The following is a 24,991-nucleotide window of genomic DNA, read 5'->3' on the forward strand; positions in this document are numbered from 1 at the left end:
TGCGTTTCTTTTAGCCTTTTTTAAAATCTAATAATGTAATGAATTTTTCAACTCCTACAACATGTATTAATAACGGTATACGCGGGCCGCTAGACTGATTCATAATGAGCCTATATATAATAAAAAATAATTGTTTTTGATTTTCTTTCATTATTTTTTTATTTTCATGATGACAAATTGAATACAATTGTTCCATAAAGTTAGAGTAATCTTTATTAGAACGAAGTGTTTTGCAAACTTCTACTAACCATTCTTTCTGTCTTTCATCTAATGTGTTGTAAAACTCTGTATTTCTCTCTTGATTTACCGCAATTAATTTTTCAGATTGAAAGTTTCTTATCCAATACTCTGCGCGGTTACATATCGCTATCATAGCATCTAATGTATACCTTCTATCTATTTTTTCTAATGTATCTTGTAAAATAGATGAATCAAAATTTAATAGCGGTAACGTTCCTGCTACTTGATTAAATCTCGGATATTCTTTAAACCCGCTATCAACTTTAGAGAGTTTAATTGTATCAAATAAATCTTCATTTTTGAGCGTTTTATTCTCATAACTATCTTTCAATCGTTCATATTCTGTATAATTGCGATTCACATCTTCATCAAGACCGATATGAAAAGCTGCGTTTGGTCTATATTTAGCAAACATGAAAAGAATCACTTCTGGTAAATACACTTTTAACAACTCACTAGGTGTAATACTATTCCCTGAAGAACTTGACATTTTTTCATGATTGCCTTTTATTCCTATGAAATCATACGCAACGTAATGAGGAGCTTCACGATTAAATATTTCCCTTGCAATTTCCTTGGATACATTATAACTACCCGTTTCTGATGAATGATCTCTTCCACCTGGTTCAAAAATAACATCCTCTATCATCCACCTCATCGGCCAATCGATTTTCCAATTCAGTTTCATTTTATTTGTATTTAATACCGATAATTCATTTTCATTTCCACATATACATTCATACCGTACTGTTTTTAATACTTCATCAAAATGTGTAATCATTGTTGCATCTTTCTCGCATTTCTCACAATATAATGTAACCGGATAAAAACTCGCTCGCTCTTCTTCACTACACTCTCCAGTTTTAAAACTCATTAAAATATCATATATTTCTTTTCTTCTATATAAAGCCTCTAATATGTTTTTGTTATACCTTCCGCTTCTATATTCAGCATGTTGATATATGAATTCCACTTCAATCCCAAATACTTGAAGTGATTTCTCAAACTCTTTTTCAAAATGCTCTGCATACGAATTATGACAACCATATGGATCTGGAATATCACAGTATGGCATACCAATATATTTCGCAAAAGATGGATCAATATTTTTAGGGACTTTTCTAAACCTATCATAATCATCCCATGAGAATATAAAACGAGTCTTTTTCCCTAAATCTTGAAGTGCCCTTACAACGAAATAAGTCGTTATTATTTCGCGAAAGTTCCCGATATGAACAGAACCAGATGGACTGATTCCAGATGCGCAAACAAACGTTTCTTTGTTTGGATGTTTTCTAATTAACTCATGTGCTACTTCATACGCCCAATGCATATATTACTCACCTCAATTATTATTTGTTTTCACATTTTCAAATTTATGCAATAAAAAAACTCCCACCCCCAAGATTATTCATCTTGAGGACGAGAGTTGTTAGCTTCGCGGTACCACCTCAGTTTGTCAATACGTCGCCATATTAACCTCTTCAGGTACGGCAAAATATGCTTATACCCTATCTCTATAACGGGAGAATCCGTCGCACCATCCCTAAACAAATTAGTTCCTTGCGCAGCTCCAAGTCTTTTTTCATTAAGATGTATACCGCTCTTTCTCAGCTACCAGAGCTCTCTGTACGTAATCTTTCTTAACTACTCTTCTCTTCCATGCCATTTTATATATTAGTTTTTTCATATGATAATTTATAATGCTTTTATTGTCAAACTTTTCCGAACGAAAAAGCTATCTAAATAAATGTTTTATCGCTTCTAATTGAATTTTATGACTCCATTCATCACAACAATATATCCCTTTCAATTTCTCTTTAAATCGCTTTTATTTTTCACTTCCCTCGTAAACACGGAATATATTTTTACAAGAAAAACAAACAATTTCATAAAACATCATATGCATTTTCCTCTCCATGTTTATACATTTTTTTAATCGCTTAAGATAGTCAGTTTTCTACAGTAAAAATCTTAATATCCTCTGACTAAAAGGTTTACCTTCATTCTTATCGAATTATATAAATATCTTATAAATTGAGGTGAACATCTTGATCAGTAATATAGAATTGGTTTTAGATGCTAAAGCTAGTTTAGCTGAAGGACCTTGTTGGAATGAAAAAAAGCAACTTTTATACTGGGTTGATATTATAGAGAAACAATTATGCATACTTAATTCTACTGCAAATACAAACCGAGTAATCGCTCTCAATCAACAAATCGGCTGTGTTATTCCATATTTAGAGGACATATTACTCTTAGCTATGGAAAACGGCTTTTATTCTATTAATGTAAATACAGAAAAACTGACACATATTTTTGACCCCGAACCACATTTAATAGAAAATCGTTTTAATGATGGAAAATGTGATCCCGCTGGTCGTTTCTGGGCAGGTACTACAGATACATACGGTATTAATGCTGCAGGCTCCTTGTATTGTTTAAATAACAATTTGAGTGTAGAGAAAAAAGTTTCACATGTAAATACTTCAAACGGAATCGCTTGGTCACCTGATCATACATACCTTTACTTTATAGATACACCTACTAAAAAAGTGGTTCGCTATCAAAATAATATACGTACTGGAGAAATTCATAATCCAAGTGATGTAATCATTTTCCCTGAAAATGATGGTCTACCTGATGGTATGACAATTGACGAAGAAGGTTGTTTATGGATTGCACATTGGGGAGGTTCAAAGATTACTAGGTGGAATCCTTTAACTGGAGAACAAATATTAAGTATTCCAATTCCTGCGTTATATGTAACCTCATGTACATTTGGTGGACCTAACTTAACTGATTTATATGTTACAACAGCCAGAACAAGAATGACGGATGACGAATTAAAAGAGTATCCACATGCTGGTGGTATTTTTCGAATTCAAACAAATGTTAAAGGCTGCCCCACCTATTCATTTTGTAATAAAAATATTGGAGCTGAAACTATATGAACCGTATTGATCACATAAGACACGAAGAAAAGAAATATCACGACCTTTGCTATGAACAATATAAACTATTTGAAACTGGTTCTTGGCTTTATAAACCGGTTAAAACAGTTATGAACTTACTAGATTACTTTGAAGGACAAAATAACTTGCAAGTGCTTGACCTCGGCTCTGGCGTTGGAAGAAATAGCATTCCAATTGCACAAAAAATAAAAAATGCTAGCGGTACTGTTACATGTGTGGACTTACTGGATTCCGCGTTAACAAAATTACAAACTTATAGCAAAGAACATGATGTATTTGAAATTATAAAAACAGAACAAGCATCAATTGAAAACTACTACATCCAACCTGATACTTATGATTATATCGTTGCAGTATCAAGTTTAGAGCATGTTAAATCAGAAGAAGATTTAACAAACGTGCTCCATTCTATGAAAAGAGGTACAAAGACTGGTGGTATCAATTGTTTAATTATTAACTCAAACATACAAGAAATTGACTTACATACGAATGAAGAATTAGATGCTTTAATTGAAATTAACCTTCCTACTGATGATATGATACATCTATTAAAAAGTATTTATAAGGAATGGCAAGAAATAAAAGTTGAAATAAAAGAATTAGCTTATGATATAGTCCGAAACGAAAGACACATTCAATTAAAAACAAATGCTATAACATTTGTTTTTAAGAAATAAAACTATAAAAGGTAAGGTTTTCCCTCATATATTCCTAGAAACACCCTTACCTTTCAATTATAAATTCTTCAAAAAATTGCTTCGTTATTAGTTTTAGATTCATCTAAAACATTATTTTTATTAGCAATACTATTCAGCTATTAATTGAATTCATTCATTTATTAATAATTGCTTGTCGAGCTTTTTCTTTATCATCAAAATGAATTGTTGTATCTTTTAAAATTTGATACGTTTCGTGCCCTTTCCCCGCAATCAAAACAATATCATTAGAAGATGCCATTTTTATTGCGTGATTTATCGCTAGTTCACGATCTACCTCTACTTTATAATTCAAATTATTATTCTGTGAAAATCCTTTTTCAATATCTTTCATTATTAACTGCGGATCTTCCGAACGGGGATTGTCAGAAGTAATAAAAACAAAATCGCTATAACTTCCAGCAATTTCACCCATTATAGATCGTTTTTTTGCGTCTCTATCTCCACCGCAACCGAAAACAGTAATGATTTTACCTTTTGAAAACTCACTAATTGTAGAGAGGACATTTTCTAACGCATCAGGTGTATGAGCATAATCCACTATTACAAGGAAATCTTGATTTGCGTCTATGATTTCCATTCTACCTTCAATGCTCTTTAAGTTAGATAAGCTATCACTAATGTTTGTAAGCGGAATATCTTCAACCAACGCCGCTGTTATTGCTGCTAATGCATTATATACATTAAAATGTCCTACTAGATTTAGGTTAACTTCTATTTCTCCATTAAAGGACGAAACTAAAAACCGAATTCCTTTTGAGCTTAAAGTTATGCTCTTCGCTTGAACATCTGCTCCATTATGCATCCCATAAGTGATAACCTCAGCTGAAGTAATGTTTTTAAAGTATTCTACCGATGGATCGTCTGCATTCAAAATAGCAACTTTTTTATCTGTAGTAGAAAAATCATTTCCTAATCTTGAAAAAAGAAGACCTTTTACATGCTTATATTCATCAAATGTTCCATGATAATCCAAATGATCTTGCGTTAAATTTGTGAAAACAGCTATTTTAAAGTTACACCCTTTAACTCTTCCCATATGTAAACCTTGTGACGTAACTTCCATAACACAATAATCTGCATTTTGATTTTTCATCATTTGCAAATTTCGTTGAAGTGTTGGAGGTTCTTGCGTATTAATATCAGTTGGATAACATTTTGAACCAACTTTGACTCCGTTATTCCCCATGAGCCCCGTGTGATATCCATAATCACTTAAAATTTTTTCAAGTAAATAGGAAGTAGTTGTTTTCCCATTTGTACCTGTAATTCCAATTAGCTTCATTTTATTAGATGGATAACCATAGAAATGTGATGCAATAACTGCCATAGCATACCTAGCATCTTTAACAATTATTTTAGGTATCTCAATATTTACATCTCTTTCTACAATTAGTGCTACAGCACCCTTATTCACTGCATCTTCAACAAATTGATGCCGATCTTCAAGAAAACCATCGATACCTGATACGCATATAAATAGATTTCCACTAGTTATCTTTCTAGAATCCATTTCCAAGCCCGTAATTTCTACATCCATATCCCCAATGGTCTCTTTAATCAATAACAAATTCGCCAGTTCTTTAAGTTTCAAATCCCCGTCCCCCTTATACATCCTCTTATTAATTTTACCATTTTGTTCAAAGTTTATGGTTTTAAATTCCATATTAATTAAACGAACTATAATCATCTTAAATAAACAAAAAATAAAAGAGCACTTGTTTCCGCAAGTGCTCTTTTTAGGGATTTTGAGATGCCCTATTAAAGAAAGTTAAAGTTACTTAAAGTTAATAGGTATTTCTATTATATGCTTGTCCTTTTTATTTGTGCATAATCAATATATAAACATCTTTAATAATTCTTAATAACTTTTAGTTATAGTTCTTTTTTACATTTTATCATTAAGAAATTGATTGAAGGTTTATTTTCCATGTTTTTATTTGGTTCATCAATTTCCGAAACTTGTACTATTCCATATTTATTAAAATCTTGCTTTATAGAGGCATTATCATAGAAGAACATTTTTACGCCTTCCATGATTTCGAAATAATCTTGCTCCAACTTTTTCCCTTTTCCATACATGGGAGCTTTTTTAGAAACGGTTGTAAAAACCATATATCCACCAGGTTTTAACTGATTATAACAATCTTTAATAAATTTCTCTCTTTCCTTCTCATTCAACAAATGAAGAAGTGCATGACTAAATATTCCATCATAAAGTTTATTATCAAAAGGCATTTCGTTTACCGAACCGTGATATATACTAACATCTTCTAGTCCGTTTTGTTTCGCTAAATCAATAGCTGTTTTTGAAATCTCAATTCCAGTTACATTTAAACCATTATCGATAAACACCTTTGCGTTTCTTCCATATCCAATACCCGGTACTAATATATCTTTAACGTTCTTTTCCAGAAAAACATCTTTTGTCAAAATTGCAGATTCTGTAGGTTCAAATCCCCACATTGTTTGTTTCTCAATAAAACTTGATTCCCAAAATTCCATTTTATTTTTATCTCCTTATTCTTATCTCTTGTATAGCATCACATAAAAGACCTATTCATTTTAACGCTGCTTTTTTCACCACAGTCACTATAGGTCCATTGAATATAGCATATTAATAAGCCTATATCTATTTTAAAGATTGGTTGAATATGTATTCTAAATATTAATTTTTACATTTAGACAAAATAAAAAATACCAATACTTCTATTGTATATTGGCATTTTTACATAAGAAATTATCTTTTTATATTGTACTGATCTATTACTTTTTCTAACACTTCTAAAGTTATTGGTTGAGCTTTCTCTATCAATTGATAACCAATACGCCCATTCGGTTCAGCTGTAACTTGTTGTAAACTCTTTAAATCATGAATTCCTTTTTCTCTTAATTGCATATATAGTTGTTGTTCCGACATTTTTGCTTTCATCAAATTCTCTTTTACAATTTCTCCGTTTTCAACAATAACAACACTACTGCCATTTAGGAATTGTTCCACCTTCCTTGATTTCAATTCAAAGAAATGAATGATAAGAAGTACGCTTGCAAATATTACAGCCGCAAATATAGATGGGACTACTTTCCTACTTAATACTGGTTCTACAATAATACGGCCGATTGATACTACTATAATTATTTCCGCTCTCGTCATTTGACTAACAGATTTACTACCTGTCATTTTTAATGCAATCATTCCAGTAAGAATTAAAATTATGCTTTCCAAAATCATATTCATAATAGCCCAATCCTTTAATGGTGAATGTTACTAGCATTCTCCATTAAAGGATAAATTATAAGCTATAAGTTGACCTATTATTCATATGAAACGAATACTTTCAATGGATTTATTGTCCCTTTACTCAATTCTGCAAAACATTGCTCGAGTGTAGAATAATGAATTTCATGTTGAAAAATTTCTTCTATCCATGGTGTTTGTTCTATTTGACTAAAAAACCAATCTGCATGTTTTTGATAATCATAACCGTCACTTGAACCAATGATTTTCAATTCTTTCCGATAAAAGTCGGCGGTTAATGTTAGCTCTTCTATATTACCATCAGAAAGAATACATATTTCTCCATTATTATTAATAGCCTTTTGTAATGTGTGAAACCCTCTATTTGTAGCAGAACATTCGAAACCGTAATTATATGTTTCTATTATTTGTTCTTCTGAATCAAATGTGTTTTTCACACCAAACTTCTTTGCAAATTCTCTTCTATTTTTATTTGGTTCAACAACATCCACTTGCTTAACACCTACATAGTATTTTAAGAAATAACAAGCGAGTAAACCGATAACTCCCATTCCAGTTATAAGCACCTTTTCATCTTGCCGTGGGTCTATTTTCAATACTCCTTTAGCGGCATCACATGCAAGAATAGATAATAAAGCAACTTTAGGCTTTATATAACTAGGTACTCGAATTACTTTATACCCCGTAACTATTCCTATCGTTTCATGTCCATAAAAAGAAACTACTTTATCGCCTACGTTTACATTTGTTACTTTATTACCAACTTGAATAACTTCACCATAACTTTCATATCCAGTTTTTCTTGGATAAATAGGATTTGTATCTGTAACGTCAGATCCACTATACTGCGGTAACTCTGCGCCAATACTTATTGCACCTGCGATTGTTTTAATGATAATTTCGTCGTGCTGTATAGGCTTAATTTCACACTTTTCCCACTTAAATTGTTTAGGGCCTTCTAAAACTAATTTATATCGTTCCATTCATATCCTCTCACTTTATAGAATTATATTCTCACTACATCCCCAAAAATGTATAATAGATTTATCTAAAATTTAAGCTATAACGTTGGCTAGCACCCAACAGTGATAATATGATAATTGAATTTGATGGATATGGAATTAATGAGTATGTTTTTGGCCGTAACTGTTCTCTTAACAAGTTAAAAATAATGTATTTAAATGTAAAAAATGAAGAAATGTCTAATGAAGAGCTTCTAAGCTTATTTTGTGTAAAGTATCATTATGAAAAAATCCCAAAGTTATTACAAGAAGACCTCATGAGCGATGTTGTCATTGATTTAGATACGGACTATATTTATGTTCCTAATAGATAACAGTAAACTAGATTGAGTGAATAGAAATTACGATTCAGCTAAATGTTTAATAAAATAAGTCATTGCCCAAATTAATGTCGCAAACTGAGTGACAAAATACATTGTCCATTCAAAACCAGTCAATTTTCTATCTCGCTTAACCTTCTTTAAGTATCTGTAAAATATAAATGTACTTAAAAACATAAGTAACAACGATAATTGTTGTAAATCATCGACTAAGCGTACTCCCATAGACCCCATCACCCTCCTATTCAAAATAAATGCTACACTTTAAGGTTAACATTTATTGGTAGTTCATTTCCATTTAAATTGCTTATGTCCAAAATAAAAAGAGCACGCAGCTATTGAGTGCTCTAAAAAATATCAATTTAACACATTTTCCTTGTACTGGTTGCATGTAATTCCCCTTACTTTTTATAACTCAGTTCTATCACTTCCGGTATATGCTTACTATCATATTTCCTCGTATAGATTTCTCCATCTGGAGTAACTAATTGTAATACAATCTCACCACAAACTCCATTTAGTATTTCAAATTCGCCTTGTGTATTTGAAATACTACGTTCCTTACTTTCAATTGAATCTTCATAAATTTTCACATTAGATATAGGTTCGTTATTTTGATCTACGATAATACCTCTTGAATACTTACCAACTGCAATACATTGATCATCTTCTTTATAATATTTAGTCACAATGATAGCTCCAATTATTATAACGATACACACAAACAAGAGAATTATTTTGCGTCTCACAACAAACCTCCTTATTTATTTTTTTCTTTTTTAAATTGAAAGGTTACCCGTCCCACTTGTTTGATTTCCTCAATCAATTTACGAATACCTTCTTCAATTTTATCTTCTTTTACATTCGATACGTTTAACTTTAGCAACTTTTCTTTATGAAAATCATTTAAATAATTTCTATCAACTGAATCGATACTAATTTGATTTTCTCTTGAATTTTTTATGATTGTTTCTATAGCTATGTTTTTTTCTATTTCTAAACAAGTGTGTATTCCCAATGTGTTTTTTCTATTATATGTAAATAATGATGGATTTTCATTTTGCACTTTTTTTAATGTTTCCGCTAATTTTATTGATCTATTGTAGTAGGAAGATTTAATTTTGTTTTTATGACGTTCAAACATACCGCTCTTTATATAAATTTCTAAAGCCGCTTGAGAAATCATCGGACTATCAATATCTAATATCTTTTTATATGTATGGAAATCATTTGCGATGGATGGTGGAATGACCGCAACTCCAACCCGTAAACCTGGAAAAATAATCTTAGAGTAACTTTTTAAATATATTACGTGATTACAATTATCCAAGCTATATAACGGATCTGCTTTTGAATCTGTTTCTAAATCTGCTAAATAATCATCTTCCACTATAAATACATTATATTTCTTAGCCAATAACACGATTTTTTCTTTCTCATCTTTAGAATAAGAAGTTCCAAGCGGATGATGATATCTCGGTATCGTATAAAAGAATTTTATTTTACCTGTTCGAAATATACGCTCCAATTCATGCAAGTCAATACCTTCATTCGTACGTTTAATACCGATTACAGGAATTTTATTTATTTCTAGATACTCAATATATAAATGATATGTTGGCTGTTCAATTAATATCGTTTCATTCTCATTTGGAAATGGTATAGAAGTTAGTATCGCTAGCGCTTGTTGTACACCTGACGTTATAAAAATATTTTCTTCTTTCGTGAAGACTTGATAATTTGCTAATTGTTTTTGAATGACCGGAATTAAAGACGGTAAACCTTTCGGCGTTCCGTATACGAACAAGTCATTTTTATACGTATCAATAGCCTTATTAATACAATGCTGAAAATCTAAATATGGGAAAACATCTGGATCTGGTGCTGAGGAAGCAAAATCAATTATCTCGTTATTTTCTATGGTATTCCCAGATTTTTTAACAACGTAGTACCCACTTTGAGGCACAGAATAAATAATATGACGCTTTTCTAATTCATGTAGCGCCCGTATAACCGTTGCCTTATTACACTCATATTGCGTAACTAGTGTCCGAATAGACGGTAGTTTCTTACCTTCTTTTATCTCCCCATTTTGAATCATACTTTCTAAGTCGTTGAAAACATGTAAATACTTATACATCATTACCACCTCATCATTTAATTTGTACCGGTACAGTTTGTGTTTGTTCACATTGTAGCACTAGATCAGAAAGTTTACTATGTACGTATACTGGCCAGTAAGAAATCAACTACTATGAGGTGAAATTATGAAAAATACAACAAAAGCATATATATCAGCATTACTCTATTCATTTATTATTGGATTTTCTTTTTTATTCGTGAAACTAACACTAACCATTACAAGCCCTCTTGATACTCTGGCTCATCGTTTTACAGTTGCTTTCATAGCAGCAAATATTCCGGTTATTTTTGGATTCATAAAGTTAAATATATCATTTAAAAATATACTTTCTCTTTTACCAATTGCGATTTTTTATCCAGCACTTTTTTTTGCTTTTCAAGCTTTTGGATTAGTGTATACAAGTTCATCTGAAGCAGGAATTATACAAGCGGTGATCCCAATATTTACGATGATCTTAGCTTCCTATTTTTTAAAAGAGTATACGAATACATCACAAAAAATCTCTGTACTCATCTCCGTCATCGGTGTCATTTATATATTTATAATGAATGGTCTAGGGGCTTATGAAACTAGTATCGTCGGCGTTATTCTTATTTTGTTATCGGCATTATCATCTGCTTTCTATAATGTATTAGCACGGAAAATGGCAAATAATTTCAAGCTTATGGATTTAACTTATACAATGACAGCGATTGGTTTTATTAGTTTTAATTTAATTGCTATCGTCAGCCATATAAACAAAGGGACATTAACTATATACTTTAAACCATTTATGAACGGAACATTTCTTATTTCCATTTTATATTTAGGTTTGCTATCTTCTTTACTAACCGCATTGTTATTAAACTATTCGTTATCTTATATTGAAGCAGCTAAAATAAGTGTTTTCAGCAACTTATCTACACTTATTACAATTATCGCGGGTGTTGTATTCTTACATGAACAAATCGCATACTATCACATCATCGGAACAATTTTGATTGTTCTTGGAGTTGTGGGCACAAACTTCCTAGGAAAAAAAGGGATTGTAGTAAAGAAGAAGAATACTTCCTTAAGTAAATAAAAAGTGAGGGATAAATATTGCAACGTGTAAATACGATTGATATTAATAATGTATTAGAATTGGAAAAAGCTCTTTCTACTTTATTAAATGAAGTCATTTCTTCAAAACTAGAACTTGAAAACTGGTTAAAAAAACAATCTACATTCATTTGGGAAATTGAAGAACAATTAAGATCGCACTATATCGCCTTTCAATGTAATACAGATAATAAAGAAATAAAAGATACTTTTGAATATGATCAACAATTTGTAAGGCCTCTTTTGAAACGTTATCAAAATTCATTTGATAATAAATATTTAGAGTCACCTTTTCGAATGGAACTTGATCCAAAAACGCATAGCTTACTAGATAAAAAAATAAAGAATGCTCAGACTTTATTTTGTGAAAAGAACATTGATTTAGAGGTAACTGAAGACAAACTAGTAACCGATTACTTCGAAATTACAGGTGGTTTAACTGCACTATGGGATGGTGAAGAAAAAACAATTACTGAACTACAGTCTTACTTACAAGATCCGGATCGTCATATACGAAAAAAAGCAAAAACTCTCATTTCTGAAAAATTCTTATCTGTTGAAGATAATTTACAAAATATATTAAATGAATTAATCGTAATCCGTCACCAAAAAGCAAAAAACATTCAATTACATAATTATCGTGATTATATGTTCAAAAAACATGAACGTTTTGATTATACACCTGAAGATTGCTATGAACTTGCTGAATCTATTCGTAAATACGTAGTACCACTTATCGATAAAATATTTAATGAGAAAAAATCTGAACTTCAAGTAGATAGCCTTCGTCCATGGGATTTAAAAGCAACCGCACCAAATAAAAAAGCATTAAAACCTATCGAAGACGCGAGTGATTTAATCGAAAAAAGTTCTCTTATTTTACACAAACTAGATCCTGAATTTTCTACATTACTGGATCGTATGCAGAAAAATAATTGCTTAGATTTAGAAAGCCGTAAAGGAAAAGGACCCGGTGGATTTTGTGAATATTTACCTGCTTCTCAATTATCTTTTATTTTTATGAATCTCAATCATACACATTATGATGTTACTACATTCCTTCATGAGATGGGCCATAGTATTCATAATGAATATATGAAGCAGCTAGAGCTACAACAATATTTAGAAATCCCTTCAGAATCAGCTGAGCTTGCTAGCATGACAATGGAATTGTTTTCGATGGAGTATTGGGATACTTTTTATGAAAATAAAGAAGAATTTATAGAAGCAAAATTAGACTTCTTTAAGGATATTGTTAAGTACTTACCACAAATGCTTATCGTTGATCAATTTCAACATTGGATGTATGAAAATCCTAATCATACCGCTAAAGAAAGAAATGCAAAGTATTTAGAATTACATAACACTTACCAATCAAACGTCGTAAATATTGAAGGGTATGAAGATTGGATTGCAACTGGCTGGTTACCTGTATTACACATATTCGAAATACCGTTCTATTACATCGAATATGCTATCGCACAACTTGGTGCGCTGCAAATGTATAAACAATATAAAGAAAACCCTAAACAAGCAATAGAAAATTATAAAAAAGCATTATCGTTAGGTAGCTCTAAACCTTTAACTGAAGTATATGAAGCTGCTGGAATTCGTTTTGATTTTACAGGAGAAACGATTAAAGAACTAATGTTATTTGTAGAGAGTGAATTAGAGTTACTTGAACAATTGTAAAAAGAAAGCTGTTCCTATATTTTAGGTGCAGCTTTCTTCTTTATTTTATTTATCAGTTCTATGTACTGAGAATCCCCATATCCGATTGTTGGAAATAGCTGAAACAACTTGGTTAATAATTCTTGAGTTGATAAATCTTTATTTTTAGAGATAAATTTCATTACAGTATTATCTTGTTGTAGCATTTCTAAATATAAGTCTATAGACTGATACATTACTGGTGGTACCTTATGGGAAGCCTTTTTATGGTTTACTAATACTTCATTGTATACCGAAGAATAATTTCCCAATTCAAGTTCAATTTGATTTACTTTAAATTCATCTTCTCTGAAGCTATTTAAGTATACCTTCCCTTCATAAGAGGACTGTTCAAGGTAAGAAAGTATTGTAAGTAGGTTCATTTGACAGAACATATCTTCACCAAACCATAAAACAATGCATTTATACTTTTTTGTAAAAAGATTTTTTAACGGATCTATGACCTTTTTTGTATAACTTTCTACTGAACTGTTATGACCTTCTGCTCTTTTTTTAATAAACTCTTCATCAAAAACTTGTGCAGTAGCCATATTTACACACATGGCCTCGTTAAATGGGGCATAATCAGACTCACCCATTAGCTTCTCCGTTTTAAATTCTTCATACATCATTTGACCATTCAATATGTTAAGTACATCTTTATCAAACAACTCATTATTATTGATACGTAACTGCTCAACCTCTAATTTTCTAAAAATATTCATTTTTAACTCCTCTTCTATTTTTAGTTTAATAAATGATTGAATAGGCATTTTGTTAAGTTGGAATTCTCTTGGATTCATTCCAAAAACATTTTTGAAAGCTCTACTATAAGCCTCTTGCGAAGAATAATCATAATCCAATGCAATATCTATTATCTTTCTATCATTCTTCAAATCCTCCGCAGATAAATACAGTCTTCTTAAAAGAATATAGCGCCTAATACTAATGCCTGTTACTTGGTGAAATCTAAAAGAACAGTAATACGGAGAATAACCCATATAACGCGATAATCCATTTAATGAAAATTCTTCTTTTAAATTGCTCTCAATCCAATCAATCATCTGCTGTATATGTTCATTCATTTCCTTCACTCCTTATATAAAAGTATAAAAGAGATTCGTTTCTTTCTTTTGATATTTCTTGTGTTTTATAACATGGGCCATTCATTACAACATGCTTCATTTTAAAGGATATCAAAAATAAAACACGAATGTTGTAAATTAAGAACCTTTTCGTTCTCTAGTAAAAAAGTAAAATTTGGAAAGGATGTTACAATGAACGAGCTAGAAAAAGAAATACTTCAATTAATAAATGAACAATATTCGTTAAACTTTATTAACATGAAACCAATAACGAATGAAATGTATCAATGTCTTACAGAACTAAGTACATACTTCATTAGAATTACAAACTACAAAACATATGAAGAACAGTTAGAAGAAGTTACATATACGAACTTTTTATATGAAAATGGTTTAGCAGTTCCTCCAATAATACCTTCTCTTAATGGGAATTTAGTAGAAAGGTTAACATTAGACAAGGAGATTCTTGCCGTATTATATAAAGCTGCTCCAGGTATACATTTACCAAGGAGCGAATGGAATTCTAATATATTTAGAAAGCTTGGTAAACAAATTGGAAAATTACATCGTATTTCTAAAAGCTTTGAAAAGACTAAACCGGTTAAACATATAAACGATTGGTATGAAAATGAAGAATATAATTTTCTTAAGTATATCCCTAAAGATGAAACTACTATAAGAGAAATTGCCTCTGACGTTTTAACTTCTATAAAGGGGCTAGGAAAATCTACTTCGAATTACGGCTTAATTCACGGTGATTTATGGTTAGAAAACATTTTGGTTGAAAACAATTCAAACTTAACAATGATTGATTTTCAAGACTGTGAAAAACATTTTTATATATTCGATTTAGCAGTTCCTATTTATAGTGCGATAGAATATTCATTTGTCGGAGATGGGAATATCGCAGACTATGAGCGTTCTATTACAAAAGCAATATTTGACGGATATCAAGAGGAAAATGAACTACCTAAAGAGATGGTAGACAAGTTGCCAATGTTTATTAAATTAAAGGAGATTTTTGAATATAGCTTAATGCATATGTATTGGGATAAAGAAGAATTAACTGAGGAACAAGTACGGATAATGAACCTGTATAGGATGAAGATCGAAACTAAATATACCTATATCAATGTTTAAAAATGCTGTTGTTTAACTACATGGAAACCACTTTCTATCTTTAAATAGAAAGTGGTAACTTTAATTTATTAGGAATATCAGAAGGGAAATTTGGTGTATGCACAATTGAAAATGCATATCCTTGCTCAATAAATGATACTTCATTAGGTTTACATTGAAATGGGACACTATTTTTCTTAAAGTTAATTTGGATTTGCTGTAAAAATGCTTGATCTGGTGTTCCGAAAGAAACGTGTACTTTTGGTGGTAAAGCTTTCATCGCAATTGGGATCCAAGGTCGCTGCCACCAAGTTGCAACGATGTATGCGGTGCCACCTATAACAAAATTAAAAATATCCCCATCTTCCATCGTTTTCATATTTAGATTTGATTTCAACCATTCCGTAAATACAGGCACACTTTTAACGGGAAGACCAATTTCCCTTACGTATAAAATATTTAAAGGTGACTGCGGAACTAATACATCTTCTTTCACATACGTATGTGCGATGATTTCGAGTAGATTTCCATCACCGTCTTTAAAGTATATATTGAATAGATCGTTCTCCTCACCAATTGTATTTCCATCTTTCCATTTCACAATAAGTAACCCAGACTTTTCAAGCCATTTTGCTGTTTCATGAAATTTTGAATATGAAATTTCAAAAGCAAAGTGTGCAGGTGCAATTGGCTCATACACTTCTTGAAAACTAATTGTTGTATAAGGTGTTACTTCAAATTGAATAAATGATGCAGTTTCTTTTTTTATTGGAAAAGATAATATGTCCTTATAAACTTGTTTTACCCCTTCTATGGAAACCGTTTGTAGTTTTATATCTGAAATATGTGTAATCACGTTACATTCCCCCTTGTTTCATATTATCTATTCGTATTGTATTACACTTATAAATAGATAAAATCAAACAGAAGGGTGGATTTTTTCATATAAAAGCTACAACTTTAGTATGAATATTTAAATTTATCCTGCATTGTTTCCATACAAAAAAGCTGCCTTTCCTCAAACGAAAAGCAGCTTCTATAATAAAATACATTATGATTTTACAGCAATAATCATAAATCTTTTTGAATTCGTACGAATCCCCTTTTCAGAACTATTTGCATCAATGAACATTTGTAAAATAGTAAAATCCTCTTCCTCTTCTCCAAATCTAGGAATAATAGGTGTATGTTTTAACAAGAAAATAAGATCTTCCGGCGTACTGTAATAATCAGTAACATCATATTCACGTACTTGCACGAGTTCAAATCCTGCATTTATAAGTTCACTCATATACTTTTCTTTTAAAGATCCATCTCTTTCACCTAAGCACTGTCCTCGTCCAAATGCTTCTTTAAGATTCAATTTATCATGTTCGCAAACTTGTTGCGTTAAGAAAAAAGCACCTTGTTTCATTACTTTTGCTAACTCAGATGCTATAAACGGTGCGTGACAATTAGAAGCGATATCAAAATAGGCATTCTGAAACGTTAACGTTTCAGAATCCATTTGAAGAAACTCAACATTTTGTATACCTGATTTTTTCAAGTTAGAATGTGCCGTTTCAATCATGCCGTTAGAATTATCAATTCCAATTAACAATTTAGCTGATGATGCTATGTGAAGTACATTCTCTCCTCCACCTGTACCAACATCAAGTAGAGCGTCTGATGGTTTACATCTTTCTTTCACTTCTCCATAAAAGTCCCATGTATCTCCTACAGTTTCACATTTTATTTTACTAAAATCCCATCCATTTACTCTTCCTACTTTATCATAAAAGTTTTTGTACTCTAATTCATTCATTTTATTATTTCCCCTTTGTTACTATGTATGAAATGTTCAATCCTGAAGTCCCCCGAATTAGACTCATAGTTTATATTTTCGAAAATCTCTTTTTATATCTGGTACACATCTTTCAGTTTCAAACAACTACTTCCTTCGAGCAATAAATAATTTCATCTATCCCACCTCAATTAAAAGATTATATCTACGATAACATCATCTAATTATATATATTATAAAATACAAATTATTGAAATAACAACTTTCTATTTTTCAGTTTACATAATAAATTTACAGTTAATTCTTGTTGATATATTCTAAATGTTTCCTTCCCCAACCACACATACTATCCAAAACAACACTTACCGTTTTTCCATGCGCAGTTAAGCTATACTCCACTTTAGGTGGTATTTCTTGATAAATTTCTCGTTCTATTAGTCGATCTAACTCTAATTCTCTAAGTTGCTTCGCTAATGTGCCCTGAGATATATCGGGTATTAATCGCTTTAATTCACCAAATCGTTTCGTTCCATCTGTTAGCAAAATAAATAAAATGAGTGGCTTCCATTTTCCACCGATTATTTGTAATGTTGCTATTACCCCTTTTAACTTCGGTTCTTGTAAATCCATTTTCTCACCTCTCCTCAGATATCATAAAACATATTTAGCAATTTTTCATATTACTTATCCGCATGAATAGTGATTAGTACGAAATATACGACTATGTACATAAAAAGTGCGTACTTTTCACTTGCTATCTTTTAGCGAATAATAAAGGCATAACAACATTATTTTAACGTTTTTATTAAAGGAGTGGCTTAAATATGCCTATTACTACATTAAAAGGTAGCCGTATCGTTATCATTGGTGGGAGTTCTGGTATTGGGTTTGCAACAGCACAACAAGCAATTGAACAAGGCGCACATGTTATTATTGCAGGAAAATCCAAAGAAAAATTAATGATTGCTCAAGAAGTAATTAATAACAATCATCTTCAGACTTATGTATTGAATAACCAAGACAAAAACCAATTAAAAGCGTTTTTCAAGAACATTGGGGATTTTAATCATTTGTTCACACCAGGAGCTTCTTACACACTCGGACCAATAACCACTACAGATGATATTGCCGAAAGTAGCTTTATCGGAAAGTTTTGGCCACAATATTATGCCGTAAAATATGCAATTCCTTTTCTTGTAAACTCTGGATCTATCGTATTAATGTCCGGTGCATTTAGTCAAAGACCACTTAAAGGAGCGCCTGCTTACGGAGCATGTAATGGTGCTATTGAAAGTTTAGGGAAAGCTTTAGCTGTTGAGCTAGCTCCAATTAGAGTTAATGTTGTTTCTCCCGGAACAATACAAAGAAAGAATGAACAAAATGAAAATAGACTAGCTGCTTATGAAACTTATAAATCTCTATCTCTTGTAAAACGACCTGGGCATAATGATGAAATTGCGCATACTGTACTATATTTAATGCAAAATAGTTTTACTACAGGCAATGTATTGTTTCCTGATGGAGGATACACATACCATTAAATTATTTAAAACAAAAGCCCCTTATAAAGGTGGCTTTTGTTGCTAATTTAGAAACTGCTGAAGTAATACAGGATCCTTTTTTAAAAATTCTGCTAAAAACATAAGTTGTGGAAAAGGTTGCAAGATTAACTCTTTATTCATTTTTTCTTTCAATACAGCTATTCCATCTTGCTTAATATAATCATTTAGTGTTATTTCCTTACTACAAATAAGCCTAATATCATTTACTGAAAGTAATAAGAGCCCGTTCGTTTCAGAAGATGGAGTTGGTTCATTTTCTGCATGTGCCATATACATAGTAGATAAAGTTTCATCTGGACTATCAATAATTAATATTGGATTGATTTCATTTTCTACTTTTATTTTCTTAGGTTGCGCATTCCAGTTCTCTTTATAATATGTACTTGGTGAACTCAAAATAGTAATATCTATAGCAGCTTCTTCTCTCACTTCTCTTTTAGCAGTTTCTACCGCTGTTTCTTCGCCTTCTTTATGTCCACCAAGCCTTACTACACCTAATGTATCGCCTTTACTAGTTGGTCCAACCTGAAAAACAAATAAATTTTTATACATTACATACGCACCAGATGTTCTTACATTCTTATCTATATGCATCAATATTTTCCCTCCTGAATTAACCATTTTACAAATTAGTTTACTATAATTTTATTATGTTCTTAAATTCTCTTCAATCCAAAATACTGCCTTCATTTTTATTTCCTCCTTAAAATTTAAAAATACATCTAAAAAGTAGGATTCACAAAAGAATCATAGAATTCTATACATAATAAATATTGGACGGATTATTTTCAAATTCCTCTATAATAAAGGTGGTTCAAACAGTGTGAAATTTATACTAGAACGCAAGCTTACCGTAAAGACAACTTTTTCGAAAGAATACAAGATATTTATTTTTGGTTTACTCATTTCACGAATCGGGGATTCACTGTATACTTTTGCGCTTCCATGGATTGCCTATCAATTAACCGGTTCAGCTGTAATTATGAGTTCTTTATTTGCTATTAATGTATTGCCAATTGTTTTATTTGGTCCTTTAGTTGGTGTAATAATTGATCGATACGATCGAAAAAAGTTACTTTGGATAGCGGATATTACCAATATTATTTTAGTAAGTCTTGTCCCCATTCTACATACATTACATCTATTAGAAATCTGGCATTTATACGTAATTACTTTTATCTTAGCAGTTATGTCTATGCTTTTTGATATAGCAACTGTTACAGTCATTCCACACATCGCAGGAGCATCATTAACGAAGGCTAATTCTTTCTATCAAATGATCAATCAATTGGCTAGTTTGTTTGGTCCAATGATAGCTGGGATTTTCATATCTTTTATTGGAGGCTTTCAAGTGCTTTGGATTAATGTTCTTTCATTTATTGCAACATTAGTTGCTGTGATGCTATTACCATCAATTAAAACTGTAGACAGCCAAAATAATGATAAAAATACACTTCAAAATGTTCTATCTGATTTGTTTAATGGGTTTAAATGGCTCAAAAATGATTGCTTAAATTTAGCTTTATCTCTTCAAGCTATGATTGGAAACTTTGGAGCAAGTGCGGTTTTAGGTGTATTCATGTATTATTTACTATCCACATTGCAACTTACCCCGGAGCAAAGTGGCTTTAATTATTCATTAATTAGCATAGGTGGGATTTTAGGAAGCTTGATTGCAGTTCCTTTAGAAAAGAGATTGCAGCGCGGCCTTCTAATTCCTTTACTCCTATTCGCTGGAGCAATTGGCTTAACTTTCGCACTTTGGAGTACATATTGGTTTGCTCCTGGCATTGCTTTCGGTATTGCAATGACTTGCAATATTGCATGGAATATAATTGTAGCCACAGTTCGCCAAGAAACCGTTCCATCAAATATACAAGGAAGGGTTTTTGGATTTTTACGTGTACTTACACGATTAGCTATGCCACTCGGGGCATTAGTAGGAGGTATTATTTCAGCCTATAATCCAGTACTTGTATTTGCTTTAGCTGCTTTCACGAAGCTACTTGAAGTTTTTATTGCACTATATAGTCCGATACGAAAACTATGATGGAAGGAAAGATAATTATGTATGATTGGTTAATTGAAATCGAAGAGCAAAAATATTCAGCACCTACTATAAATGAAGATTTTTATATAGAAAAGGTACCTCCTGTATCTTCAAATGCTTCTCTCAGCCCAATTTGCCAACTTTTCAGTGGCATGGATGTCATACTTGAAGAGGACGTTTATACGTCCTTTCCCATTACAAATGACATTACTTTAAATATAGTTAAAAATGAATTAATCCCTCACTATAAAGATGTGAAACAAGTTTATATTAATAATGAATTACATGAAATTTTCATGCTAGGTTTAAAGGAAGAAATCAAAACAAACTTTAAAAGCACTTCTAACTAACGGTATATATCCCGTAGTACCTGATTTATACCGAAGTTGTTCTTTTAATAGAATTGTCGGTAGAAGAACATTAAAATATTATTCTGTACTATTCGATTGCATTGCTCCGATGTTCTTAAAAGAAACTCAAGAAATAGCATATTTCCTCAAACATTCATTCTTTCAAAAAGAAGATTGCATTTCTTTAGTACCAACAGGTTGGTTTTTAAAAGAGTCATTAAAGGATTCCATTACAATCCGCTCATTTTGTACATTTGCAAATAAAATTGTACTAGTAGTTGACGAATCGAATCAAGAAGTAATTTCTCTTGATATTTACGGATAAGTTAATAAAGGTGGCGCGTCAGGAAAATACGAATTTACAACGATAAGGAAACTCCAAATTAAAAAGCCCAACTTCTCTACAAATCAAAATAGAGAAATTGAGCTTTTCAGTTACTTCATTTATTTATTGAATTCATTAACTGGAAGAAGTATTCAGGTTTATGAGTCTTATTTAGGTTATACCATGAATGTAATCTGGTGTAAATACATCTATTTTTTTCAGTACCTCCATTGCAAATTCCAGAGGAGCTATTCCTGATGCAGTAACTAAATTCGCATCCGCTACCGCAGATCCCAGCTCATAAAACTTTTCTCCTTTATAGTTAGGACATACCATTTTAGTATATTCTAAGTTATTACTTGTATGCTTTCTAGTATCTAAGTATCCCATATTCGCGAGGCCCTCAGTTGCACCACAAATTGCAGCAACAATAGTACCAAGCTTTAAAGCTTGGCCAATTCTTTCCAAGATAGGTTGATGAATTTCTTCACTCCAAGTAGTCCCTCCTGGTAAAATTAAAAGATCTTTACTCTCAAGAGTACATTCATCAAGGGAAATATCTGGTTTTATGCTCAGTCCTCCCATAGTAGTAATCATTTCTTTATTAGCTCCTACTGTAATTACTTTTAAAGGTGCTAAATCTTTTTTGAAATATCTTCCTGAGTTTAGTTCAGCAATTAAATATCCATATTCCCAATCCGACATTGTATTAAATACATATAGAAAAGCTTTTTTTGTTTGCATCCAATAACACTCCAATCACAATTTATATAGCTATTATAATATAACTTCCCTGACAGTTAACGTCAGGGAAGTTATCATACTTGATGAAATTTTATTAATTCCGACAGAACTTCAACAAGTCTTTTCTTAAGACTGATTGGCTCAATAACTTTAATAGATTTATTGTACGGTAAAAGTAAATAAGGTACATATGTATGTATCATATCTTTTTCAAGAAGAAAAACTGCTTGATTTGAAGTCCGTTCTTGTAAATAATGTCCTAAAAACCAGTGTTGGCAAATATCAGCCAATACACTTTTATCCCCATTAATAACCAAAGAAATAATCCCCTCCTTATCTTCTATAGTTGGAAGAAGACCATTTATAAAAAAGTCACGTGCTGAAAATTTTTCTGGTCGGTTAAACTTATTTTCTGTTAGCATTAGACTTTCAGTTCGATCTACTCTAAAACTACGGATATCATTCCTAAGATGACAAAATCCAATCACATACCACTTATTATTCCAATAGATAATTTTGTACGGATCGACCAATCTATAATTTAATTGCTTTTCGCCACTTTTATGGTAAAGAATTTTTACTGAATACCCGTCAGCTACGGCCTGTTCCAACTCCTTCAAAAAAGGTTCCATAGAGAGCGAACTTAATCGACTTATTACTTCAAGACTAGCTAAATGTTGGTTTATCTTTGTTTCCTGCTCTTGATTTGAGTATTTACTTAGTTTTGAAATGGCCCTATTTAGTGCTTCACCTCCATAATATCCCGCTTCTTCTGCAAAAACAGCAGCGTGAAATAGTGCAGTTTGCTCCTCAAAATCAAAAAAAAGAGGAGCCTCAATAAAATTGTTCAATAAAGTGTATCCACCGTTATGTCCTGGTTCTGAAATGATAGGTACGCCACTTGTTGAAATTGTATCAATATAACGATACACAGTCCTTATATTCATCTCTAACTTTTCTGAAATTTGTTTTGCAGTAATTTTTTCACCTGAACGAAGCATCCATAGAATTGCTAACATATTGTCAATTTTAGGCATATAATTCCACCTCTATATGAAATTTATTTTCTATTGTATATTTCCTATTTTTAGTACAACTCATCAACTGTTCCTTTCCGATAGCTTTCTATATAATGAGAACCTAGACACAGTTGTAATTTCACAAATTTGATTTACAGTCATATCTCCCTCTTTATAAAGCTTTACTGCATAATTCATTCCTGCATGATGTTTATGGTACTTCTTTAACCGAACTTTAAACTTTCCTTCTTTCTTAGCCAATTCAATCCCTTCACGCTGCCGCATATGAATAAGATCATGTTCTAATTGTTTTACACCCGCCATAACCGTAATATTGCACCACATTTCACCTTTAGGCTGGGAACATATTAATTTGCTAGGAGAATACCATTTTAATTCGGAGAAAGTGATCTCATTAGATTCTTTAAGACCACTGAAACTTTCTTAACCTTGTTAAAAACGGGAGAATCGTCAGGAAAATAGGCTAAGCATTGTAAATTCGCATTTCCGTGACGGTACACCATAAAGAAAAAAGGCATATAATTAATGCCTTTTTCTTTAGCATCATTTAACTGGATAACAAACTTCTGTAACCCACTTATTAGGATCCGATTCCATCGCTGGACTCACATGATAAATATTAAACATCGGGCCTGCTAATTCGTAACCTTCTGTCTCAATCCATTTTGCCGCCGCTTCATTTACAGCTGTCATTTGTTCATAACTTCCATTAACCGTTATGGAAGCTACATTAGTTGATTCAATCTTTTTAAATGTAACATCTTTTGTATTTTCATGCTTACCTAAAATACTTAGCTGTATTTCTACATCTACATCATTTTCTTTGTATTCACGATCATGGAAAACCGCAATACTATAATTCGGATGTGCAATACTACTATTTTTCATTTGTATTTCTTGCATTAATATATCCCATAAATCCCCTTCGCGATTATAAGATGGAATAATCTTTCTAACACTAGCTACATTTCTTTCTGGAATTTCTTTTATTGAAACATGATAGTTCATCTCAACAACATCCTCTCTCATCGTTTTTATTGAGGCTTCGAGAAGACGTAATTGTTTTTGGAGGTTATTCATGTCTTCCTTAATTTGAGCACTACGATTTAAAAATTGTTCCTTTATACCATCTATATTATCGGATTCTACTATTTCTTTAATACTAGCAATATTAAATCCCATACCTTTTAACATTTGAATTCGATTTACTTTCTTTAATTGGGCTGCTGAATAGTATCGATATCCACTTTGCTCATCGACTTTTACTGGTTGTAATAATTCCACTTTATCGTAATGTCTCAACATACGTATACTAATGGAAGATAGTTTTGAAAAATCCCCTATTTTAAACATGATTTCCTCCTAAAATTCACATCTACTTCGAAGTTCAACTTTATCTTAAACAATGACATCGTGTGAGAGTAAACTGTTTTTAACACTTGAATTATATTTCTTTAATTATTTCCCA

25 protein-coding genes, 3 pseudogenes and 1 other annotated feature are annotated in these 24,991 nt (G+C 31.6%); of the genes and pseudogenes, 10 read left to right on the top strand and 18 right to left on the bottom strand.

What is annotated here, in order from left to right:
* Positions 1 to 10 precede the first annotated feature (10 nt).
* Together lysS and KVT31_RS26285 are read right to left on the bottom strand one after the other, a co-directional pair.
* Positions 11 to 1,573, bottom strand: a complete 1,563-nt coding sequence (gene lysS, locus KVT31_RS26280) for a lysine--tRNA ligase (protein ID WP_088096454.1) — start codon at positions 1,571 to 1,573, stop codon at positions 11 to 13.
* Positions 1,574 to 1,655: 82 nt separating this feature from the next.
* Positions 1,656 to 1,912: a binding site (T-box leader), on the bottom strand.
* Positions 1,913 to 1,978: 66 nt separating this feature from the next.
* Positions 1,979 to 2,149, bottom strand: a pseudogene (locus KVT31_RS26285) (DUF2197 domain-containing protein).
* A gap of 142 nt (positions 2,150 to 2,291) precedes the next feature.
* Here KVT31_RS26285 and KVT31_RS26290 point away from each other — a divergent pair.
* Together KVT31_RS26290 and KVT31_RS26295 are read left to right on the top strand one after the other, a co-directional pair.
* A complete protein-coding gene (locus KVT31_RS26290; RefSeq protein ID WP_088096453.1) occupies positions 2,292 to 3,194 on the top strand; it encodes an SMP-30/gluconolactonase/LRE family protein in 903 nt (300 codons plus the stop codon).
* The gene (locus tag KVT31_RS26295) at positions 3,191 to 3,892 is read left to right on the top strand and encodes a class I SAM-dependent methyltransferase (RefSeq protein WP_088096452.1); all 702 of its coding nucleotides are present in this window, start codon (positions 3,191 to 3,193) and stop codon (positions 3,890 to 3,892) included. Before KVT31_RS26290 ends, KVT31_RS26295 begins: the two co-directional genes overlap by 4 nt.
* A 154-nt stretch (positions 3,893 to 4,046) precedes the next feature.
* Here KVT31_RS26295 and KVT31_RS26300 read toward each other — a convergent pair whose 3' ends face one another.
* The 4 genes from KVT31_RS26300 to KVT31_RS26315 all read right to left on the bottom strand — a co-directional run bounded on the left by KVT31_RS26300 (position 4,047) and on the right by KVT31_RS26315 (position 8,173).
* Positions 4,047 to 5,525, bottom strand: coding sequence for a UDP-N-acetylmuramoyl-L-alanyl-D-glutamate--2,6-diaminopimelate ligase (locus KVT31_RS26300; RefSeq protein ID WP_088096451.1), 1,479 nt, complete (start codon positions 5,523 to 5,525; stop codon positions 4,047 to 4,049).
* Positions 5,526 to 5,806: 281 nt separating this feature from the next.
* Positions 5,807 to 6,436, bottom strand: coding sequence for a class I SAM-dependent methyltransferase (locus tag KVT31_RS26305; RefSeq protein WP_088096450.1), 630 nt, complete (start codon positions 6,434 to 6,436; stop codon positions 5,807 to 5,809).
* 235 nt (positions 6,437 to 6,671) lie between these two features.
* On the bottom strand, positions 6,672 to 7,169 hold the full coding sequence (locus KVT31_RS26310; protein WP_088083767.1) for a DUF421 domain-containing protein: 498 nt from the start codon (positions 7,167 to 7,169) through the stop codon (positions 6,672 to 6,674).
* 77 nt (positions 7,170 to 7,246) lie between these two features.
* Entirely contained in the window at positions 7,247 to 8,173 is a 927-nt protein-coding gene (locus tag KVT31_RS26315) for a zinc-binding dehydrogenase (protein WP_088096448.1), read from the bottom strand.
* Positions 8,174 to 8,283: 110 nt separating this feature from the next.
* Here KVT31_RS26315 and KVT31_RS26320 point away from each other — a divergent pair, with 110 nt between their 5' ends.
* Positions 8,284 to 8,526: a hypothetical protein gene (locus KVT31_RS26320; RefSeq protein ID WP_088096447.1), complete on the top strand. Its 243-nt coding sequence runs from the start codon at positions 8,284 to 8,286 to the stop codon at positions 8,524 to 8,526.
* A 27-nt stretch (positions 8,527 to 8,553) separates the two neighbouring features.
* Here the strand turns inward: KVT31_RS26320 and KVT31_RS26325 are convergent, their stop codons facing one another.
* The 3 genes from KVT31_RS26325 to KVT31_RS26335 all read right to left on the bottom strand — a co-directional run bounded on the left by KVT31_RS26325 (position 8,554) and on the right by KVT31_RS26335 (position 10,672).
* The gene (locus KVT31_RS26325) at positions 8,554 to 8,757 is read right to left on the bottom strand and encodes a hypothetical protein (protein ID WP_088096446.1); all 204 of its coding nucleotides are present in this window, start codon (positions 8,755 to 8,757) and stop codon (positions 8,554 to 8,556) included.
* 176 nt (positions 8,758 to 8,933) lie between these two features.
* Complete coding sequence (locus KVT31_RS26330) at positions 8,934 to 9,281, bottom strand: hypothetical protein (RefSeq protein WP_016087754.1); 348 nt, start codon at positions 9,279 to 9,281, stop codon at positions 8,934 to 8,936.
* An 11-nt stretch (positions 9,282 to 9,292) separates the two neighbouring features.
* Positions 9,293 to 10,672, bottom strand: a complete 1,380-nt coding sequence (locus KVT31_RS26335; protein WP_088096445.1) for an aminotransferase-like domain-containing protein — start codon at positions 10,670 to 10,672, stop codon at positions 9,293 to 9,295.
* A gap of 127 nt (positions 10,673 to 10,799) precedes the next feature.
* On the opposite strand from KVT31_RS26335, the gene KVT31_RS26340 reads away from it, so the two are divergent.
* Positions 10,800 to 11,738, top strand: a complete 939-nt coding sequence (locus KVT31_RS26340) for a DMT family transporter (protein ID WP_088096444.1) — start codon at positions 10,800 to 10,802, stop codon at positions 11,736 to 11,738.
* Between the two features lie 17 nt (positions 11,739 to 11,755).
* Complete coding sequence (locus tag KVT31_RS26345) at positions 11,756 to 13,447, top strand: M3 family oligoendopeptidase (protein ID WP_088096443.1); 1,692 nt, start codon at positions 11,756 to 11,758, stop codon at positions 13,445 to 13,447.
* 14 nt (positions 13,448 to 13,461) lie between these two features.
* On the opposite strand, the gene KVT31_RS26350 is transcribed toward KVT31_RS26345, so the two are convergent.
* Positions 13,462 to 14,550: a helix-turn-helix domain-containing protein gene (locus KVT31_RS26350; protein WP_140392464.1), complete on the bottom strand. Its 1,089-nt coding sequence runs from the start codon at positions 14,548 to 14,550 to the stop codon at positions 13,462 to 13,464.
* A 192-nt stretch (positions 14,551 to 14,742) separates the two neighbouring features.
* Between KVT31_RS26350 and KVT31_RS26355 the strand changes: the two genes are divergently transcribed.
* Positions 14,743 to 15,690, top strand: coding sequence for a phosphotransferase enzyme family protein (locus KVT31_RS26355; protein WP_088096441.1), 948 nt, complete (start codon positions 14,743 to 14,745; stop codon positions 15,688 to 15,690).
* A gap of 40 nt (positions 15,691 to 15,730) precedes the next feature.
* Here KVT31_RS26355 and KVT31_RS26360 read toward each other — a convergent pair whose 3' ends face one another.
* The 3 genes from KVT31_RS26360 to KVT31_RS26370 all read right to left on the bottom strand — a co-directional run bounded on the left by KVT31_RS26360 (position 15,731) and on the right by KVT31_RS26370 (position 18,082).
* Complete coding sequence (locus KVT31_RS26360; protein ID WP_088096440.1) at positions 15,731 to 16,525, bottom strand: VOC family protein; 795 nt, start codon at positions 16,523 to 16,525, stop codon at positions 15,731 to 15,733.
* A gap of 195 nt (positions 16,526 to 16,720) precedes the next feature.
* Complete coding sequence (locus tag KVT31_RS26365) at positions 16,721 to 17,473, bottom strand: class I SAM-dependent methyltransferase (protein ID WP_088096439.1); 753 nt, start codon at positions 17,471 to 17,473, stop codon at positions 16,721 to 16,723.
* A gap of 276 nt (positions 17,474 to 17,749) precedes the next feature.
* The gene (locus KVT31_RS26370) at positions 17,750 to 18,082 is read right to left on the bottom strand and encodes a winged helix-turn-helix transcriptional regulator (protein WP_088096438.1); all 333 of its coding nucleotides are present in this window, start codon (positions 18,080 to 18,082) and stop codon (positions 17,750 to 17,752) included.
* Between the two features lie 194 nt (positions 18,083 to 18,276).
* Between KVT31_RS26370 and KVT31_RS26375 the strand changes: the two genes are divergently transcribed.
* On the top strand, positions 18,277 to 18,993 hold the full coding sequence (locus KVT31_RS26375) for an SDR family oxidoreductase (RefSeq protein ID WP_088096437.1): 717 nt from the start codon (positions 18,277 to 18,279) through the stop codon (positions 18,991 to 18,993).
* A 42-nt stretch (positions 18,994 to 19,035) separates the two neighbouring features.
* Here KVT31_RS26375 and KVT31_RS26380 read toward each other — a convergent pair whose 3' ends face one another.
* Positions 19,036 to 19,611, bottom strand: a complete 576-nt coding sequence (locus tag KVT31_RS26380; RefSeq protein ID WP_088096436.1) for an NUDIX hydrolase — start codon at positions 19,609 to 19,611, stop codon at positions 19,036 to 19,038.
* A 226-nt stretch (positions 19,612 to 19,837) separates the two neighbouring features.
* Here KVT31_RS26380 and KVT31_RS26385 point away from each other — a divergent pair, with 226 nt between their 5' ends.
* The 3 genes from KVT31_RS26385 to KVT31_RS30430 all read left to right on the top strand — a co-directional run bounded on the left by KVT31_RS26385 (position 19,838) and on the right by KVT31_RS30430 (position 21,739).
* Positions 19,838 to 21,064, top strand: coding sequence for an MFS transporter (locus tag KVT31_RS26385; RefSeq protein WP_088096435.1), 1,227 nt, complete (start codon positions 19,838 to 19,840; stop codon positions 21,062 to 21,064).
* A 17-nt stretch (positions 21,065 to 21,081) separates the two neighbouring features.
* Positions 21,082 to 21,414, top strand: a complete 333-nt coding sequence (locus tag KVT31_RS30425; protein ID WP_249276708.1) for a hypothetical protein — start codon at positions 21,082 to 21,084, stop codon at positions 21,412 to 21,414.
* A 109-nt stretch (positions 21,415 to 21,523) separates the two neighbouring features.
* The gene (locus tag KVT31_RS30430) at positions 21,524 to 21,739 is read left to right on the top strand and encodes a hypothetical protein (RefSeq protein WP_249276707.1); all 216 of its coding nucleotides are present in this window, start codon (positions 21,524 to 21,526) and stop codon (positions 21,737 to 21,739) included.
* A 115-nt stretch (positions 21,740 to 21,854) separates the two neighbouring features.
* On the opposite strand, the pseudogene KVT31_RS26395 reads toward KVT31_RS30430, so the two are convergent.
* The 4 genes and pseudogenes from KVT31_RS26395 to KVT31_RS26410 all read right to left on the bottom strand — a co-directional run bounded on the left by KVT31_RS26395 (position 21,855) and on the right by KVT31_RS26410 (position 24,876).
* Positions 21,855 to 22,483, bottom strand: a pseudogene (locus KVT31_RS26395) (type 1 glutamine amidotransferase family protein).
* Positions 22,484 to 22,557: 74 nt separating this feature from the next.
* Positions 22,558 to 23,520, bottom strand: coding sequence for a helix-turn-helix transcriptional regulator (locus KVT31_RS26400; RefSeq protein WP_088096434.1), 963 nt, complete (start codon positions 23,518 to 23,520; stop codon positions 22,558 to 22,560).
* Between the two features lie 63 nt (positions 23,521 to 23,583).
* Positions 23,584 to 23,835 (bottom strand): annotated as a pseudogene (locus KVT31_RS26405) (helix-turn-helix domain-containing protein); the annotation flags it as partial.
* 231 nt (positions 23,836 to 24,066) lie between these two features.
* A complete protein-coding gene (locus tag KVT31_RS26410; RefSeq protein WP_088096433.1) occupies positions 24,067 to 24,876 on the bottom strand; it encodes a MerR family transcriptional regulator in 810 nt (269 codons plus the stop codon).
* Positions 24,877 to 24,991 lie beyond the last annotated feature (115 nt).

Source organism: Bacillus sp. GbtcB14, from assembly GCF_019091205.1.
Taxonomy (GTDB): domain Bacteria; phylum Bacillota; class Bacilli; order Bacillales; family Bacillaceae_G; genus Bacillus_A; species Bacillus_A cereus_AG.